A 16,178-nucleotide genomic window follows, 5' to 3' on the forward strand; every position below is an offset into this window, starting at 1 on the left:
TGATATCCGCCCCGCGTTTCAGGAGGCGTCCTCCCCGGCTGGCAGGGCATGGTTCATGGCGAGCGCCGGCACCGCCTCCCCGCACCAGCCGACGATGCGGGCGGGGACGCCGGCGACGGTGGCACAGGGCGGCACGTCCCGCAGCACCACGCTGCCGGCGCCAACCTTGGCACCGCGGCCGATGACGACATTTCCAAGCACCTTGGCCCCGGCGCCGAGCAGCACCCCGTCCCGCACCTTGGGGTGCCGGTCGCCTGTCTCCTTGCCGGTGCCGCCGAGAGTTACGCCCTGGAGGATGGACACGTCGTTGCCGACCACCGCCGTCTCGCCGACGACGACGCCGGTGCCGTGATCGATGAAGACGCCATGGCCGAAGCGGGCGGCGGGATGGATGTCGATGGCGAGCACCCGGGCGATGCGGGCCTGGAGGAAGCCGGCCAGCGCCACCCGCCCTCCGGCCCAGAGCCAATGGGCGATGCGGTGCGCCTCAAGCGCATGGAAGCCCTTGTAGTACAGGAAGGGCCCGAGCAGTCCGGTCGCCGCCGCCGGGTCCCGCGTGCCGATGGCGCGGAGGTCGGCCCGGGCGGCCTCGGCGATGCCCGGCTCGGCAGCCAGCACCTCCCCGGCCAGGGCAGCGAGGCGGTCGGCGCCGAGGAAGGGATCGGCCAGCCGCTCCGCCAGCACCGCCCCCAGTGCTTCGGCGAAGCTGCCCCGGCTGAGCAGCATGGCATGGAGCAGGGCGCCAAGCAGCGGCTCCGCGGCGGCTGTTTGCTCCGCCTCCGCCAGTAGGGAGTGCCAGGGATCGAGCGCCGCCTCGGTGGCAGGCGTGCTGGGTGGCATGGGCGATGTCCTCCACCCCGGCATATCGGTGCGCGGGCGGGCCGAGGGAAGGGTCAGCCGGGCCGGAAGCCCGTCGCCACGACGTAGAGCTCCGCGCTGTCCTTGCGGCTGGCCGGAGGCTTGCCATGCTTCACGCTGGAGAAGTGGCGCTTGAGCAGTTCGAGCAGCGCCTTTTCCGTCCCGCCCTGGAACACCTTGGCGACGAAGCTGCCGCCCGGGGCCAGCACCTTCAGCGCGAAATCGAGCGCCAGCTCCGCGAGGGCGATGATGCGGAGATGGTCGGTCGCGTTATGGCCGGTGGTGTTGGGGGCCATGTCGGAGAGAACGAGGTCGGCCGGGCCGTCGAGGGCGGCAAGCACGGCCTGCTCCACCGCCTCGTCCTGGAAGTCGCCCTGCAACATGATGGCGCCGGGGAGCGGGTCCATCGGCAACAGGTCGAGAGCGACGATGCGGGCGCCGCCCTTCTGTGCCGCCACCTGGGTCCAGCCGCCCGGCGCGGCGCCGAGATCGACCACGCGCATGCCGGGCTTCAGCAGGTGGAACCGCTCGTCCAGCTCGATCAGCTTGAAGGCGGCGCGCGAGCGCAGGCCCTGCTGCTGCGCGGCCCGCACATAGGGATCGTTCAACTGCCGCTCGAGCCAGCGCTGGCTGCCGATCTTGCGCTTCTTGGCGGTCTTCAACCGGGTGGTGAGCCCCCGCGCACCGGGTGGCGGGCCCTTCAGGTCACGGCCCGCCGGCTCGTGGCGGCCCGGGCACCGGGCCACCGATCTGCGCGCATCATCCTCAGCAGCATCCCCTCGCGGAGGCCACGGTCGGCGACGGTGAGCGCCGGCAGCGGCCAGACATGGCGGATGGCAGCATAGACCGCGCAGCCCGGCAGGACGAAATCCACCCGGTCCGGCCCGACGCAGGGATGCGCCGCGAGCCCGGCCCGGCCGAGGGCGAAGAGGTCGCCGAGCGCCTGGTCGGCCATGCCCATGTCGAGCGTCCGGCCATCCACGAGCGGGCGGCGGTAGCGCGGCAGGGCAAGCGCCACGCCGGCCAGCGTCGTCACCGTGCCGCTGGTGCCGATCAGCCGGACGCCGCCGGCTCTGATCTCCTGGCCGATGCAATGGACACGGTCAAAGGCGAGAAGATGCGTCGCCACCTCCTCGACCACGGCATGGAAGCCCTCCTCGGTGAAGCAGGAGGCACCCGCACGTTCGGCCAGGGTCACAACGCCGAGAGGCAGCGAGATGTATCCGATTAGCTCCGCCGTCGGCGCGCCGGGCAGGCGGCTGCCGCGGGGCGGCACGCGGATCCAGGCGATCTCGGTACTCCCGCCGCCGATATCGAAAAGCAGGGCGCGCCGGTCCGTCTCCTCCAGCAGGGGGGCGCAGGACTCCATCGCCAGCTCCGCCTCCTCCCGCGCCGAGATGATGCGGGGGCGGAGGCCCGTCTCCGCCTCAACGCGGGCAAGGAAGGCGGCGCCGTTGCCAGCGCGACGGCAGGCCTCCGTGGCGACGGCCTGGAACTGCCGAATCGGCCGGCGGAAGAGCTTGTCGGCGCAGGCGGCGAGCGCGGCCACGGCGCGGTCCATGGCCGGTTCGGCAAGTTCGCCGGTGCTGGCCAGGCCCTCACCCAGCCGGACGATGCGGCTGAAGCTGTCCACCACGCGGAAGCCGCTGGCGGTGGGCGAGCCGATCAGGAGGCGGCAATTGTTGGTGCCGAGGTCGAGGGCTGCATAGGCCGGGGCGGGCGAGACGGCGAAGCGGCCATGAACCTGGGCCGGCCGCTCCGGCAAGGCCGGGTTGGGAAGCGGGGGCTCTGTCAGCCGAAGGTGCTGTAGGTCATCCGGCATCGTCTTGGGCCAAGGGGTTCCCCAGGGTGGGCTGCTCCGCACCTCCCCCGAAGGACATGATCCGGGGATGCGGCCCCGGGGGCAAGCGCTTTCCTTCGAGGGCGGGTTGCAGGCTGCGAAGGGAAATGGTAGGTGCGGCGCCCTGCGAGGTGGTGACGCTTCGCAGGCCAGCCCACCCTGCCGATTGGCGGGGGCGTTGGGGGATAGTTTAACGGTAGAACTCCCGACTCTGACTCGGGCAGTCTTGGTTCGAATCCAGGTCCCCCAGCCACTTTCTGGAAACTTGCAGAAAAATCAGCATCTTAGGGGATCACGCGAACCCCGAACGTGAGGCCGCGATGCTGTTCCACAACTCTGTACCACATACGGGTCGGAATCCTCGCCCGCCTCTCATGCCTCACTTTGTTTTCGTTGCCCTGCTCTGTACCTCCTGGTTCGGACTGAGATCCGGTATTGGTCATGGCGCCTACCTCGGGCTAGGCGAGGGGCCGATGCGAAACAGAAACAGGTTTTCCCCCGGCTATCCTTAGGCACCCAGGATCGGCGGGTTACGTGCGCCTTCGTGCTGCAGGTGGACGCCGCTCTAGATGAGGTGCCCTGCCATGACCCCGCCCATCACCCCAGCGGCCGTCGGGCTTACCCCGACTGCCTTCGCCCGGCTGCTGCGCGACCAGGCGTTAGTTGAGGGCGAGGGGTGCCGGGCGGCGTGGCCCGCTGATGTTGGAGGAATTCGTCCGGCTTTGGCAAGGCGCGAGCCTCCCTTACGACGTCGCGGCGACAATCGAGGACGAGGTCGAGGCGCAGCTCGCGCCGGGCGAGTTGGAAGCCTCGGGCGGGATCGAGATACTGGGCGGGCTCGCGGAACAGTTGCTAGCCGCCGTGACCGGCATTAAGCGGGACGACCACAGCGCTCCGCCTTGGCCGCGCCCGAGGGCCGGCATCTAGCGGCGCGGGGACGAGCGCAGGCGCTGAAGCATGGCTTGCGTTGCAAGGATTTCAATTCCGGGCGGGCCTGGGCAGAGCGGATCGGCGCGTCGGCTGGCCCAATCGCCGGCCTCAAGCCCGACGACGCCGCCCGCCGCGCGCTGCGCGTCCTCGCCGAGGTGACCCGCGAGGACGCCCGGCGCGAGCTGGGCGAGTACGACGATGGCCTTGAAACCGCGTTTAAGGCGGCCAATGGCATCCTGGCCGCAGCCGCGACCATACCGGTCTCGCCGGCCCTTGCGGTGGCTGGCCACAGCACCAGCGCCGGAGGTGTTCCTGGCATCAACTCCGCCGTCCCCGCTGGCCCACCATCCTCCGGTTCAGGCCAAGCCGCCGCAACGCTTCATTAAAAATCCGCTCGGACCTCCTCATGGGGGCTGGTCAGGGTCATTGTTCAAATCTCCACCGCCGCTCCAGTTGTCGCCCCGCCCGCCCCTTCCGCCGTGGTTGCCGCTGCATTGAACGGGAGGAGATAGCAGCGGAATGGAGGCCTTGGACGTCGATGCTGCCGCGCACGCAAGGGCTCTATGGCACCAAACTGGCCACCGGCGGCAAACAGGTCCGCAAGCTGAAGGCGATCCGCGGCGCCTTACAGACGGCGGCGGAGGTGTGGCTCGCCACCGATTGCGACCGCAAGGGGCAACTGATCAGTCAGGATGCTCGCTGCCGCGGACCTGGGTCCGCAGGGCACGAGCTTTGGTCTCACCAGCGCCGCAAGGCCTGCCGCCGCGGGGGGCGCCGGCGACAGCCCTCGTCCGCTTGGGCGGCACAGCCCTCCGTCGTCGCAGGGAATGAGCGACGCCGGAGCGTAACCTGTCTCAACCGGGCACACCCTCGCGCATCCGCCAGAGGGCGCCGCGGACGAAGCGCCGATCCGAGCGATCCAAGGCCAGGGCATAGGCCACTACCAGATAAACCAGGGTCACCAACGCGGCCGCCCCGGCGAGGCCCGTCCAGCTTGACGGGTGCAGGAGCCTGTCCACCACCGCGCTGGCGAGCCCCACACCAACTGTGCAGCCGGCAATGATGGCCAGCGACGCGAGGAAGCTCGTCGCCCGCAGCCCCAGGGTCCTAGCTGCGTAGGGCGCCAGGAACAGGACGTTTCGGGCGACCCACATTGCGGCGGTTGCCGCCACCACCCCGGCGATGCCCCAATCGGCCCACGAGGCCAGCCCCACCGCCAGGGGAATGGCCACGATGCCGGCGGCCAGTGTCACGACGCTTTGCAGCCTGACGCGGTTATGCGCCATCAGGACATAGGACAGCGGTCGGCAGGCAAGGCTGACCGCGAGATGTCCCACGAGCAAGGTCAGCAGAAGGTCGAGGCTGGTGAATTCCGGCCCGAGCCACAGCCGGAGCATGGGCGAGCCAAGGCCGCACAGCAAGCCTATCGGCAAGGCGAGTGCGACACCGAGCAGCCGCACCGAACGGACGACGAAGCGCTGCAGAGCCGCCTGGTCGCCCTCGACGTAGCGTGCCATGACAAGCGGACTGAGCACCGTCACGACCGTCTCGGTCATGCTGTTGATGACGACGACCAGGAGCAGCAAGGCCCCGAGCCGACCAGTGGCTTCCGCACCGAACAGCAGGTTGACCAGCAACAGGTCGACCTGGAGCATCAACAGGTTGCCGACTTGGTTCACGCTGGACCAGCCGCTGAACCCCGTCATCGCCACGACCTGCCGCTGATCCGCGGACCGGAGGTCGAAGCGCAGGCCCGGGGCCAGCCGCCGCGCGACCAGAATGTCACCTGTGAGTTGCACGACCGCCGATACCACGAAGCCGAGCGCGACGTGCCAAAGGCTCGGCGACCAGAGGGCGAAGCAGAGGGCAACCACGCCCACCCGGCTGAGCGCCGTGAGCGCGCGGACCAGGTTGCGCAGTTCGAAGCGGTGCATGACGACGCTGATGGCACTGAAGCTGCAGCCCAGGATACCGGTCAGCATGGTCGCGGCAACGCCACCAAAGACATACCGAGTGCCGGTTTCGAGGCCTGCCGGAAGATTGAAGAGGGCCGGCAGCAGGCCGGCGATGGCCAGGCACAGCAGCAGAAGTGCGGCCGAGGAAACCAACGACAGGATGACGGCCGCGTTGAAGGTGCGATTGGCGGCGGATTCGTCGCTGCGGTTCAGGTCCATCGCCAGAAAGCGGGTCACCGACGTATCCAGGCTCGCCGAGAGGATGGTCGTATACATGACCAGCGTATTCGCCAGCGGGATCACACCGAAGGCTGCCAAACCGAGATGCTGCAGCAGAAATGGGACGTACCACAGCATCAGCGCTACGTTCATGACGGCGAAGCCGATGTTTGAGGCGACGTTGAGGGCGAAGCGCCCAGACTCGCCGTCGCTCGCGCGCCTCATCGGGAGGGGCCGCGCCTCGCAGTGGTCCGACCCAGGCTGGGCGGGCCATGGCCGGCCGCGGCTGGCCCAACGCCGACAGGCGGTAGCGCGGGTGGGATCGCTGCCGGGTAGCGTCCAGGTTCCCAGGGGCCCTTCCATGCCTTGCCAGACGGCGTCGGGGTGCTGGGTGCGGCGGCAGGCGCCGGCCTGAGCTGCGAGGGCATGATCAGCAGGGCAAGTATGGTGAAGAAGGCCAAGTCGCTCTGCAGGCCACCGCCCTTGATCCAGACCGTGAAATATCCGATCGCGGCCACTAGGACCAACGGGTAGTAGCCGGCAAGACCTTGGCCCGTGCCGGCCAGCCGGCTCCTGGCTGCGACAAGCTGCAACACCGCGCTGACGACGGTCGCGCCATAGAGCAGGATGCCCAGGAGCCCGGCATCCAGACCCACTTCCAGGAATGGATTGTGGCTCGGCAAGTCCACTCGATAGCGGAAGTCGCTGGTCACCGCGGCAATATAGGCAGCCAACCTGGCCGGGCCGTTGCCCGTGCCCACGCCGGTCCAGAGGACATCTTGCAGTATCCAGAAGCTTGCCTGCCAGATCGCGCTTCTACCACCGAGGTCGCCGTCACCGGTTTCAAACCGCGTCATGACCGAATCCAGCACGAAGGGAGCTACGGCGGTCAGGCCACAGAGCAGCACCAGACCGACCAGGCCCCAGGGGCGCACCGGCTTCCAGAACCAGAACAAGAAGAGGACCAGCAGCAGGGACAGCGAGCTTCCCCGCGACCCCGTGAGCGCCACCAGCACGAGCATGCTGACAATGAAGATCACGCTAAGGCCAAGGTAGCGGCTATGCCCGGCACCGGACCGCCGCAGAACCGGCCAGATGACACCCGGCAGCATGGCGATCAGGATCACCCCATACTGGTTCCCGTTGACGTTGTGGACCTTCAGCCGTTCACCGAATTCAAAAGCAGAGAAGAGCGCGGCGTAGAAGCCGCCGCCGATCATGATCCAGCCGACGAAGCGCAGCGCCCGCATGACCGAATCTAGTGCGCGGACAGTCCGCACCTCGTTGGTCAGGAGGAAGAGTAAAAGCCAGCCTGCGCTGTAGGCTACCAGGCTGCGCCGTGCCGCGACGGGGTCAGCCGCCCAGGCCACAGTCACAGCGCACCAGGCGATATGGCAGCCTAGCAGGACACAGGTTGGATTCCAGATTACCGGCTCGCGCCTGCTCAGCGCCTGGAGCACCCAGGCTCCGAGCGCTAGTGCCAGCAGGCCGTTGACCACGACCGTGAACAGCATGTCGAGTTCTGGGGCATAGAGGCCGTTCGGCAAGAGGCGCAGCATCAGCGCCAACTCGAGCGCCAGGATCGGCTGCGCTAGCAGAACGAGGCTGGCGGTGGCACCACAGGCGAGCCCAATCAGCACCAGCGGGCCGCGGGGTTCGTTCAGCATGAGCAGAGCGACGCCGGCCATGACGAAGCAGAGCGAGCCCAGCGCGATCATGCTGACCTGTCGGGCGACCGGGCCCATCATCAGGCGGTCCACCGGCTACCGAGATGCCCGCCGGCAGCCTCCAGCGCCAGGCGGAGGGCTTGGTGTACGGCATTGATGCTATGGCTGCTCCTCACATAGGCCAGCCCGCGTTCCGCGAAGTCCCATCCGATCCCAGGCTGCGTGAGGCTGAGCACATCCTGCCGCAATGCCGCCGCGCTGCCGCTCACCAAGCCAAGTTGCCGGTCGCGGATGACGGAGCCTGGGTCCACGTCCATCGACACGACGGGGACGCCCAGACTCCACGCCTCCAGCATCGTATTGGGAAAGCCCTCGGCCTCCGAGGTATTCACGAGCACCTTGCTCGCTAGCATCAACTTGCCGACCTCCGTCGCATCCTGCGCGCCGAAATAGGTCAGGTTGGGCGCACGGCGCAGGCGGGTTTCGAGTTGCTGCCGCTGCCTGGCGCCCAAGGTCGCGTCGAAACCGCCGACGACGGCGAAGCTGTGGTCGGGAAGGGACTCGGCTAGGTCGAGGAACCGCTCCAGCCGCTTCTCCGGACGGATCTGGGCTACCCAGATGGCGTCGAAGCGCTTTGGCGACGCGGCATCCAGCAGGCCCGGGCATCGCCGGATCAGGTTCGGCACGTGCACCATGCGCCTGCGCAGGCGACGCGAGACCGCCTCCGACTGGTGGCGATGCTGCGCGGCGATAACATGCGCGCTGGCCAGCCCCAAGGCATAGAGCGGGCCATGGAACCAGGGCTTGTAGTCGTAGGTCCACCAGGGCACGCAATGGCGATCATGTGCCAGGGCATAGATGAAGCAGGCCCCTGCCCGCTGCCGTGCATGGAGGCCAATCATCCAAAGGAAGTCGTCGGGCAGCCGCGCATAGCAGATATCGGGGCGCAGCCGGCCCAGCAGGCGCCAGAACAGCGGGATGCTGCGCGGGTGGCGCCAGGCCGGCGCAGCATCCAGGCAGGTGACACCGCCGACCATGCGCGGCCCGGGCGCATCCTCGCCGCGGCCGGTGCCGTAGATGAGGGTGACCCGGTGGCCCAGTTGCGCCAGGGAGCCGGCGAGATGCGCGACCTGCGCCTCGGCGCCGCCGGAGGCATGCGTGCGGCCGCCAAGCACATCGAGGGCACGGCGCCCCGGAGCGTAGAAGCACCAGTGAAGCACCCCCTGCTGCGACGGCTCGCCCTTCATCGCAGTGGACCGCCGGCATGGCCGGTCATGCCGGAGTCCTGCCCCCGGTGAAGGCGGGCGGCTCGTGGGGGATTTCCGGCGCCTCGGCCATGGATGCGGCAGGCCGCTCCGCATCCGCGGGCCACCCCGGCAGTGCGGCGCCGGAAGGACGTGCCGCAGCGTGGCCACCCTGCCGCGCCAGGAACTCGCCGGCATCGCCGAAGCGATAGAGCGCATACTTGCGCAGATCCACCCGCGTCAGCACCGTCCTGAGCTTCGCCTGCGTCGCACCGGCGCGCCCGAGGAGCAGCAGCGTGTTCTCCACCACCTCGCGCCGGGTATGACCCCAGCGGATCGCCAGCAGCACCTCGTCGGCGAGCGCCGCCAGGAGCTGCGCCTCCGGCGCTGTGAGGGCTGGAGGGCCGTCAATGATGATGCAGCCATAGCTGGCGCGCAGCGGCTGGAGGAACTGGTCGCCCCGCCCACCGGCCAGGACGGCCAGCAGGTCCATGCCGTCCTTGCCTGGCGACAGGACGTCGAAGCCGAATTCCGGGTTGCGCCGGATCCTGTGGCTGGCGCCCTCCCGGGCCGCGACGGCATCGCAGCCGCCGCAATCGAGGTCGATCACCAATACGCGCTGGCCGAGCCGGGCAGCGCAGGCCGCCAGGGAGGTGGCGAGCAAGGTCCGGCCCTCGCCGGGAAGGCTTGAGGTGACGAGCACCAGCTTTGAGCCATGATCGGCATGCGGCATCGGCAGCATGCCAACAAGGACCGAGCGGATCGCCCGCATGGTAGAGGGACGGCCAAGCCCCTGGGCAGGATCCGCCCCGCGGGTCCGTGGCATCTCCGGCACCAGTCCGACGCATTCGACGCCGCAGCTCTGCTCGACCTCGCGGCAGCTGCGAAAGCTGCGATCCATCCGCTCCCTCACCATGGCGATGGCTGCCCCAAGGAAAGCGAATGCCACGGTGCCGGGCACCAGCAGGAGGATGGGACTGATGGAGCTTGGCTGCCGCGGCGGCCGCGCGAGCGCGACGATGGCCACGGGCGGCGCCGTCAACTGCTGCTGCTCCTTGGCCTCAAGCTGGCCACGCAGAAGCTGCTCGGATCGTCTCAGCTCCCGCGCGATCCGCTGCTCCAGCGTATTCTGCGCCGTCAGCTCGTCCGACCGCCGCTCGAGGGCCTGCTGCAGCACTTCAAGCTGCGCCTCGATGGCCTCCGCCTGGAGTCGGCTGACCTCGGCCTCCTGATCGAGACGGCCGATCGCATCGGTGATGTCGGCCGCCAACTGGGCATCCGTACGCCCCTCGACCGCGATGCCGAGTGCCTCGGCAAGGGACCGGGTGTCGCCGCCATTGCGTTGCAGGCCACGTGCCCGGTCGAGTGCCGCCCGCCGGCGTGCGCTTTCGGACCGCGCCAGGTCCCGCTGCTGGCGTGCATCAGCGAGGGCATCGAGCTCGTCGCTGCCGGAGGCGCCGCCGCTCCGCACCCGCTCCCGCTGCAACGTCTCCTGCATCGCCGCAAGCGACAGGTCGGCTGCCGAGAGCTGCTGGACGAACCAGTCGATGCGCTGCCCCGACTGCTCGCGCAGCAGATCCCGCTGCCCGTTCACGTAGTCGCTGACGATCGCATTGGCGACGACCGAAGCCTGTCGTGGATCCCGGTCGGTATAGCTCACGGCAACGACCGGGGAGGTGCGGCGTGGGAAAATGAGCAGCCGGCGCTTCAGTTGCTCCAAGCTCGGCAGGCCTGCCGTACTGCGCGAGCAGGAGTCTGCCGGCTGGGCGGATTCAGCCTTGTCCGGCGCCGCCTCGAAGGCCAGCAGGTGCCGAAGCGCCGCGAGCCTAGCCGTCACCCAGGCGCGGGCCACCTCCGGCCAGTCGGGCTGCGCGTCCTGCGCTGGGCCGGATGACACGGCGAGCCTGTCCAGCACGCCGCAGAGGTTTGCCTCGGAGCCAAGCATCGCCAGGTGGGTATCGATCACCGCGGCCTCCGGCGACGCGGCATTTGCGGAAGACTGCATGCCGCGCGAGGCGACGGCGCCGTGGGTGACGATGATCTCTGCGGTGGCCGTGAAGCCCGGGGGAACGGCGAATGCCGCCAGCCCGACCAGCAGCCCACCGAAGCAGGCCGTCAGCAGGATCAGGCCCTTGCGCCGACGCAGGATGCTCAGCAACTGCAGGTGGTTCACGCCGCGGGCGGGCTCGGCCGAAAGCATCGCGCCACCATCGAGCGGATCCCAAATGTGGCCGGCAGGCCAGCGCGCGGCGGGTTGCTGCTTCATGGTCCAAGGTTCGGTCGGGATGGAGCCGGGTCCCGCAATCTCGGTTGTCCCGTCCACTCGCCTAGGGTGCGCATTCTCCGGGCCCTGTCTTGCCTGACAGGGGGACCATAGGCAGCGATTTCGGCAGTGTCGTCATGCGTTCGAATGATGCGACCTGACGCCCTCAGCAGCATGATCGACTGGCGATGCGTCCAGTCGAAGCGGCATGGCATGGGTTGAGGAGGTACGCATGAAGGCGGTGATCCAATGCGGAGGCAAAGGGACTCGGCTACGGCCCTATACCTCCGTGCTACCGAAGCCGTTGATGCCGATCGGGCCACGGCCTGTCCTCGAGTTGTTGCTGAAGTGGGTGCGTCGAAACGGCATCAGGGAAGTCTACATCACGACGGGCTATCTCGGGCATCTCATCCGGAGCTTCTGCGGCGACGGCCGCCAGTGGGACCTACGGATCGTCTATACGCAGGAAATCGAGCCGCTCGGGACAATCGGTCCGCTCGACCTTCTGCGCGACGAGTTGGATTGCACCTTCCTCGTGCTCAACGGCGACGTCCTGACCGACCTCAGCCTGAATGACTTCAGTGCCTCGCACCGCAATCATGGCGGCCTGCTGACGATCGCTACGACAACGCGTGAAACCAAGACCGATTACGGCCTAATCGAGGACAGCCAGAGCCGGGTCACTCAGTTCCGAGAGAAGCCGACCCTGTTCCACTCGGTCAGCATGGGCGCCTATTGCATGGAGCCCGAGGCCCTGCGCTTCGTCCCCGGTGGGGTGCCATTCGGCTTCGACGACTTGGTCTTCGCCATGATGAGCGAAGGTACGCCGGTGCATTCCTTTCGCCATCACGGCCTATGGCTCGACATCGGGCGGGTGGAAGATTTCCACCGGGCGCAGGAGATCGATTGGGACGAGCAGGCGCCGTCAATCCAAATGACCGTCGACTCGATCAAGGCCTGACCGATGAGCCCGACCTTGTTGGAACGCATGTCGAACCGGGCGATGCTTGCGGTGGCGGAGCCGCAGCTCGGCGCTGAGGAGAAGGCGGCGTTGGCGGATGTCATCGATGCCGGCTGGATCACCATGGGCGAGCGCGTCTTCGCCTTCGAACGCGCCTTCGCCCAGACGCATGATGCCGCCGACGCGGTCGCGGTCAGCTCCTGTACCGGTGGCCTCCACCTCGCGTTGCAGGCCCTGGGCCTCGGGCCGGGGGATGAGGTGCTGGTTCCGGCCCTTACCTTCGCCGCCACGGCCGATTGCGTGCTCTATGTCGGCGCCACGCCGGTCCTCGTCGATATCGAGTCGCTCAAGACTCCGCTGATGTCGATTGAGGATGCAGGGTCCCGCTGCACGCCCCGGACGCGGGCGGTGATCCTCGTGCATTATGCCGGCTATCTGGCCGACCGTGCCGCCTGGCAAGATTTCGCCACGGCGCGGGGGCTGCTGTTGATCGAGGATGCGGCCCATGCCGCCGGTCTGCCAGAGGCGGGCTCCTTTGGAGCAGCCGCGGTCTTCAGCTTCTACGGCAACAAGAACATGACCACCGCCGAAGGCGGCATGGTTCTGGCGGCGGACGAAGAACTGCGCGAGCGGATGCGGCAAATGCGCGGCCATGGCCTCACCAGCGGCACCTTCCAGCGGCACTCGGCGGCGCAGCCGGGATACGACGTCACCATGCTCGGCTTCAACTACCGCATGGACGAGCTTCGCGCCGCCATCGGCCTGGTCCAGCTTGGCAAGCTGCCGGCGTGGAACGCGCGGCGCCGGAAGCTGACCGAAGTCTATCGGGCCCTCCTTGCGCAGCAGCTGCCGGAGGTGACGGTGCCGTTCGCGCAAGGCGGGATCTCCAGCCACCACATTATGCCGGTGCTGCTGCCCCGCGGCGTCGACCGGTCTCAAGTGATCGAAAGGCTGCGGGCCATGGGTGTACAGACCTCGATGCACTACCCTCCGCTGCACCGCCTCGCGCTCTACCGGGAGCGGTTTCCCGATCTCGCCCTGCCGATCGTCGAAGACTTCGCCGCGCGCGAAATGACGCTGCCACTGCACCCCGGATTGAACGAGGACGACCTTCGCTTCGTCACGGAGGCATTGACCGAGGCAGTGCGCGGGGCCGCCAGGAGGACCTCATGAGCGCGGCCCTGCGGCAGCAGGTACTGCCGCAGCCGCAGGCACGCATGGGGGATGTCCTGCGGCGTCTGCTGGATGTCACGCTCGCCAGCTTGGCGGTGCTGGTGCTGCTCCCAGTCTTCCTTCTGGTTGCTCTGGCCATCCTCGTCGAGGGAGGAAGGCCGGTGTTCTTTTCGCAGGTCAGGCTGGGCCAGTATGGCCGCCCCTTCTGGATGTTCAAATTCCGGAAATTCCGCAACGACTTGGGCAGTGGCGGCGCGCCGCTGACGCAGGAGAACGATCCCCGGCTGACCCATATCGGACGCGCGCTCCGTGCGACCAAACTGGATGAGCTGCCGCAGCTCTGGAACGTAATACGCGGGGACATGTCGATCGTCGGCCCGCGGCCCGAAGTGCCGGACTTCGTCGACTGCTTCAGCGGAGAGCTGCTCCGGATCCTCAACCATCGTCCCGGCATCCTGGGGCCAAGCCAATATGTCTTAAGGAACGAGGCCAGCCTTTTCCCGGAGGAAGGCGACCCGCTCGCGCACTACCGGGCGGTGCTCTTCCCGATCAAGGGCCATATCGACCTGCAGTACTACGAGCAACGGACCGTCCTGCAGGATCTGCGCTGGATGGTGCTCACCGTCAGCGGGGTGGTGCACTACGAACAGAGCCTGCCGGCGCGGCTGGCGCATATCGATGGCGGTCCGAAGGAACTGCTGGGACGGCTCGACGCCAGCCTGCGGCACCGGACTGACGAGGGCGACCGGGCCGCTTTGGGCAATGGGGTGCGGATATGAGGGACGGCCACGGCCTGCCCGCCCCCTCCGGCCGATGCCTGGCCATGGCACTGGCGCTGATCTGCTGCATCGCGCCGGTTTCGGGGCAGGCGGAATACACGGTCGGGGTGGGCGATGTCCTCGATTTGCGGGTAACCGGCGTTCCGGATCTGTCGCGTCGCATGGCGGTGGACCCGGATGGCAGCGTCTTGCTGCCGGGTGCCGGCAGGATCCAGGTCGCCGGCCTGACGGCCATGGCCATGCGCTCAAAGATCGAGTTGGCGATGTCGTCCCAAGTGTTCCGGCAGAAGGACCGCAATAACCGCCTTCGTCTAGTGGCGCTAAAGCCGGGCGACGTCGTCGTCGGCGTCGTCGAGTATCGTCCGGTCTATGTGGATGGCGACGTTCTCACGACCGGCCAGTATGCCTACCGCCCGTCGATGACTGTACGCCAGGTTGTGGCCCTTTCCGGCGGCTACAGCCTGCTGCGTGGCCGCCAGTCCGACCTGTCCCGCGACCGCTTCGAGCTGTTGAGCCAATACCGTGGCTTGGGTGCACAATTGGCGAAGGAACAGGTCCGCGCCGCGCGGCTGCAGGCGGAGCTGGAGGAGCGCGAGGCGTTGCCGACGATCCACTTCGACGAACTGCAGGTCTCGGAGGTCGACGGGCGGGAGATGGTGCGGGATGAACTCGAGACCCTTCGGCTGAGCCAGGCGGAATACCGGCAGGCCCAAGCGGTCTTGACCACTGCCATCGATCGCATCGCCGCCCATACCCGCGTCCTCGCCGATGCGCAGCAGCGGGAGGAGCAGGAGCTTCGTGCTAACCAAACCGATTTCGAGCGCACTACGAAGCTGTTCGGTTCGGGCAGCCTGCCGAGCCAGCGTGTGACCGAGACGCGCCATGCAGTCATGGAGTCCGCGGCCCGGCGCCTGGGGCTGCTGACGGAAATGATCAAGGCTCAGGCCGACGGCGACGAATTGCAGCGAAAGCTCGAGAAATTGGCGAACGAGCGGCGCGTGCGGCTGCTCGAGGATATCGGCGCTTCGCGGGTGCGATTGGTCGAGTTCCGGGCGAGGCTGGAGGCAACCGGAGCGCAGCTCGGCCGGGGTGCGGAGGCGCGGCAGTTCCAGCGGCTTGGCCAGACCGTGCAACCCGATCTCAGCGTCGTCCGCCAGAACGGAGGCCAGACGCTGCGTATCGAGGTGACCGAGGACACCGCGCTCGAACCGGGCGACGTGCTCGATGTCCGCTTCCCGACCGCGCATGCCCTGTTGCTGACGCCCACCGCGGCAGGCCAACGGAGCCTGCCCGCAGGCGCCCCGGTACCATGAGACACCTGCCCCCACGCCCCAGCCTGCGTCTGGGCGCCTCAGCGCACCAGGGCGATCTTGGCGAGCAGGGCGACCAGTTCCGGCTGACGATGTGTCTGTGTCTTGCTGAACAGTGAGGCCAGCTGGGATCGGACTGTCGTACGGCTGACCCGGGTCAGCGATGCAAGTTCGGCCGGCGCCGAGCCCTTGGCGATCCCCCTGGCAAGGAGGATTTCGGCCGGTGTGAGGTCGAATAGCAGCTTCAGGATCTGCGGCTGCGGCAGCATTCTGCGGTTCATATCCACGATGGCGAGCAGGGTCCGGCCGGCAGGCAGATCGACCGGAAAGCGGTAGATGATCAGGAAACGCGTCTCGTCCTGATAGATCCGGTGCAGCGTATTCTGAACCATCGGCTTGGTGACCTCACGGGATCCGCCGATGAGAAATTGCAGTTTTTCGCAGACTGGTGCGGTCAACCCGGCAGTCGCCCCGCTGCCCCGATGCTGCTCCGACTCATCGGCAAGGATGAATAAAGCAGCCTCATTTGCCGCGACGATTTCACCGAGGGCGTCGAAGATAACTTCACCGCAATGAAACTGTTGTAACAGCTCAAGTACTATTTTATCCGAGTAGCCTTGATCCATGTCGTGGTCGGGATCAGTCATGCCCGCAATTGCCAAATGCGAAAGATTCGCAGACTTCCTACCCAGATCGATATTACTCATTAGTGCCCGCCCCTCCCCAGATTGCGGAATTTCACACATCTGGGAGGTTATTCTAATTTTGCGAAAGACTCACTATTTGGCAAGCTTATCCCTCTTATGTGATTTTATTGCACACAGAATGCTTATGGAGTATCTAGCTCGACCCGCAGTAGAAATTCTCTTACAAATTAGTCTTTTGTCCGACTAGGTTTTATTAAGACGTTATATGAAATACAATCTAGCGTTGCATTTGGACGGGGTAGCGGGCCGGAGTGCAATGATGGAGGTCACCG

The 16,178-nt window shown here is 67.3% G+C and carries 14 protein-coding genes and 1 tRNA gene; 7 read left to right on the forward strand and 8 right to left on the reverse strand.

What is annotated here, in order from left to right:
- Positions 1 to 18 precede the first annotated feature (18 nt).
- From cysE to JMJ56_RS24500, 3 genes are read right to left on the reverse strand one after another with little or no spacing between them, the layout of a single operon-like run.
- Positions 19 to 840, reverse strand: a complete 822-nt coding sequence (gene cysE, locus JMJ56_RS24490; protein ID WP_202834387.1) for a serine O-acetyltransferase — start codon at positions 838 to 840, stop codon at positions 19 to 21.
- 53 nt (positions 841 to 893) lie between these two features.
- Positions 894 to 1,604 carry an RlmE family RNA methyltransferase gene (locus JMJ56_RS24495; RefSeq protein ID WP_407927944.1) on the reverse strand — a complete coding sequence of 237 codons (711 nt, stop codon included), beginning with the start codon at positions 1,602 to 1,604 and terminating at the stop codon, positions 894 to 896.
- Complete coding sequence (locus JMJ56_RS24500) at positions 1,559 to 2,680, reverse strand: Ppx/GppA phosphatase family protein (protein WP_202834388.1); 1,122 nt, start codon at positions 2,678 to 2,680, stop codon at positions 1,559 to 1,561. The genes JMJ56_RS24495 and JMJ56_RS24500 overlap by 46 nt, the downstream gene beginning before the upstream one ends.
- Before the next feature lie 197 nt (positions 2,681 to 2,877).
- On the opposite strand from JMJ56_RS24500, the gene JMJ56_RS24505 reads away from it, so the two are divergent.
- The 3 genes from JMJ56_RS24505 to JMJ56_RS24515 all read left to right on the forward strand — a co-directional run bounded on the left by JMJ56_RS24505 (position 2,878) and on the right by JMJ56_RS24515 (position 4,014).
- Positions 2,878 to 2,951, forward strand: a tRNA-Gln gene (locus JMJ56_RS24505).
- A 446-nt stretch (positions 2,952 to 3,397) separates the two neighbouring features.
- Complete coding sequence (locus tag JMJ56_RS24510; RefSeq protein ID WP_202834389.1) at positions 3,398 to 3,625, forward strand: hypothetical protein; 228 nt, start codon at positions 3,398 to 3,400, stop codon at positions 3,623 to 3,625.
- Entirely contained in the window at positions 3,598 to 4,014 is a 417-nt protein-coding gene (locus JMJ56_RS24515) for a hypothetical protein (protein ID WP_202834390.1), read from the forward strand. Before JMJ56_RS24510 ends, JMJ56_RS24515 begins: the two co-directional genes overlap by 28 nt.
- Positions 4,015 to 4,482: 468 nt before the next feature.
- Here the strand turns inward: JMJ56_RS24515 and JMJ56_RS24520 are convergent, their stop codons facing one another.
- The 4 genes from JMJ56_RS24520 to JMJ56_RS24535 are packed head-to-tail and all read right to left on the reverse strand — an operon-like array spanning position 4,483 to position 10,979.
- The gene (locus JMJ56_RS24520) at positions 4,483 to 6,027 is read right to left on the reverse strand and encodes a lipopolysaccharide biosynthesis protein (protein ID WP_202834391.1); all 1,545 of its coding nucleotides are present in this window, start codon (positions 6,025 to 6,027) and stop codon (positions 4,483 to 4,485) included.
- Entirely contained in the window at positions 6,024 to 7,550 is a 1,527-nt protein-coding gene (locus JMJ56_RS24525; RefSeq protein WP_202834392.1) for an O-antigen ligase family protein, read from the reverse strand. The genes JMJ56_RS24520 and JMJ56_RS24525 overlap by 4 nt, the downstream gene beginning before the upstream one ends.
- Complete coding sequence (locus JMJ56_RS24530; RefSeq protein WP_202834393.1) at positions 7,550 to 8,716, reverse strand: glycosyltransferase family 4 protein; 1,167 nt, start codon at positions 8,714 to 8,716, stop codon at positions 7,550 to 7,552. The genes JMJ56_RS24525 and JMJ56_RS24530 overlap by 1 nt, the downstream gene beginning before the upstream one ends.
- A gap of 25 nt (positions 8,717 to 8,741) precedes the next feature.
- The gene (locus JMJ56_RS24535) at positions 8,742 to 10,979 is read right to left on the reverse strand and encodes a GumC family protein (protein ID WP_202834394.1); all 2,238 of its coding nucleotides are present in this window, start codon (positions 10,977 to 10,979) and stop codon (positions 8,742 to 8,744) included.
- A gap of 229 nt (positions 10,980 to 11,208) precedes the next feature.
- On the opposite strand from JMJ56_RS24535, the gene JMJ56_RS24540 reads away from it, so the two are divergent.
- From JMJ56_RS24540 to JMJ56_RS24555, 4 genes are read left to right on the forward strand one after another with little or no spacing between them, the layout of a single operon-like run.
- Positions 11,209 to 11,937, forward strand: coding sequence for a nucleotidyltransferase family protein (locus JMJ56_RS24540; protein ID WP_202834395.1), 729 nt, complete (start codon positions 11,209 to 11,211; stop codon positions 11,935 to 11,937).
- 3 nt (positions 11,938 to 11,940) lie between these two features.
- Positions 11,941 to 13,110 (forward strand): DegT/DnrJ/EryC1/StrS family aminotransferase, encoded by a 1,170-nt coding sequence (locus JMJ56_RS24545; RefSeq protein WP_202834396.1) that lies wholly within the window; start codon positions 11,941 to 11,943, stop codon positions 13,108 to 13,110.
- Positions 13,107 to 13,889, forward strand: coding sequence for a sugar transferase (locus tag JMJ56_RS24550; RefSeq protein WP_202834397.1), 783 nt, complete (start codon positions 13,107 to 13,109; stop codon positions 13,887 to 13,889). Before JMJ56_RS24545 ends, JMJ56_RS24550 begins: the two co-directional genes overlap by 4 nt.
- Before the next feature lie 44 nt (positions 13,890 to 13,933).
- Positions 13,934 to 15,202 carry a polysaccharide biosynthesis/export family protein gene (locus tag JMJ56_RS24555; RefSeq protein ID WP_202834398.1) on the forward strand — a complete coding sequence of 423 codons (1,269 nt, stop codon included), beginning with the start codon at positions 13,934 to 13,936 and terminating at the stop codon, positions 15,200 to 15,202.
- 38 nt (positions 15,203 to 15,240) lie between these two features.
- Here JMJ56_RS24555 and JMJ56_RS24560 read toward each other — a convergent pair whose 3' ends face one another.
- Positions 15,241 to 15,906, reverse strand: coding sequence for a helix-turn-helix transcriptional regulator (locus JMJ56_RS24560; protein WP_202834399.1), 666 nt, complete (start codon positions 15,904 to 15,906; stop codon positions 15,241 to 15,243).
- Positions 15,907 to 16,178: the final 272 nt, after the last annotated feature.

The sequence above is a fragment of the Belnapia arida genome, assembly GCF_016773205.1.
Classification (GTDB): domain Bacteria; phylum Pseudomonadota; class Alphaproteobacteria; order Acetobacterales; family Acetobacteraceae; genus Belnapia; species Belnapia arida.

Bases quoted from the DNA above. Each gene is read 5' to 3' on its own strand.
- JMJ56_RS24510 (WP_202834389.1), top strand. From the start codon at position 3,398: ATGTTGGAGGAATTCGTCCGGCTTTGGCAAGGCGCGAGCCTCCCTTAC.
- JMJ56_RS24525 (WP_202834392.1), bottom strand. From the start codon at position 7,550: ATGATGGGCCCGGTCGCCCGACAGGTCAGCATGATCGCGCTGGGCTCG.
- JMJ56_RS24550 (WP_202834397.1), top strand. From the start codon at position 13,107: ATGAGCGCGGCCCTGCGGCAGCAGGTACTGCCGCAGCCGCAGGCACGC.
- JMJ56_RS24520 (WP_202834391.1), bottom strand. From the start codon at position 6,027: ATGAGGCGCGCGAGCGACGGCGAGTCTGGGCGCTTCGCCCTCAACGTC.
- JMJ56_RS24535 (WP_202834394.1), bottom strand. From the start codon at position 10,979: ATGAAGCAGCAACCCGCCGCGCGCTGGCCTGCCGGCCACATTTGGGAT.
- JMJ56_RS24540 (WP_202834395.1), top strand. From the start codon at position 11,209: ATGAAGGCGGTGATCCAATGCGGAGGCAAAGGGACTCGGCTACGGCCC.
- JMJ56_RS24560 (WP_202834399.1), bottom strand. From the start codon at position 15,906: ATGAGTAATATCGATCTGGGTAGGAAGTCTGCGAATCTTTCGCATTTG.
- cysE (WP_202834387.1), bottom strand. From the start codon at position 840: ATGCCACCCAGCACGCCTGCCACCGAGGCGGCGCTCGATCCCTGGCAC.
- JMJ56_RS24545 (WP_202834396.1), top strand. From the start codon at position 11,941: ATGAGCCCGACCTTGTTGGAACGCATGTCGAACCGGGCGATGCTTGCG.
- JMJ56_RS24500 (WP_202834388.1), bottom strand. From the start codon at position 2,680: ATGCCGGATGACCTACAGCACCTTCGGCTGACAGAGCCCCCGCTTCCC.
- JMJ56_RS24555 (WP_202834398.1), top strand. From the start codon at position 13,934: ATGGCACTGGCGCTGATCTGCTGCATCGCGCCGGTTTCGGGGCAGGCG.
- JMJ56_RS24530 (WP_202834393.1), bottom strand. From the start codon at position 8,716: ATGAAGGGCGAGCCGTCGCAGCAGGGGGTGCTTCACTGGTGCTTCTAC.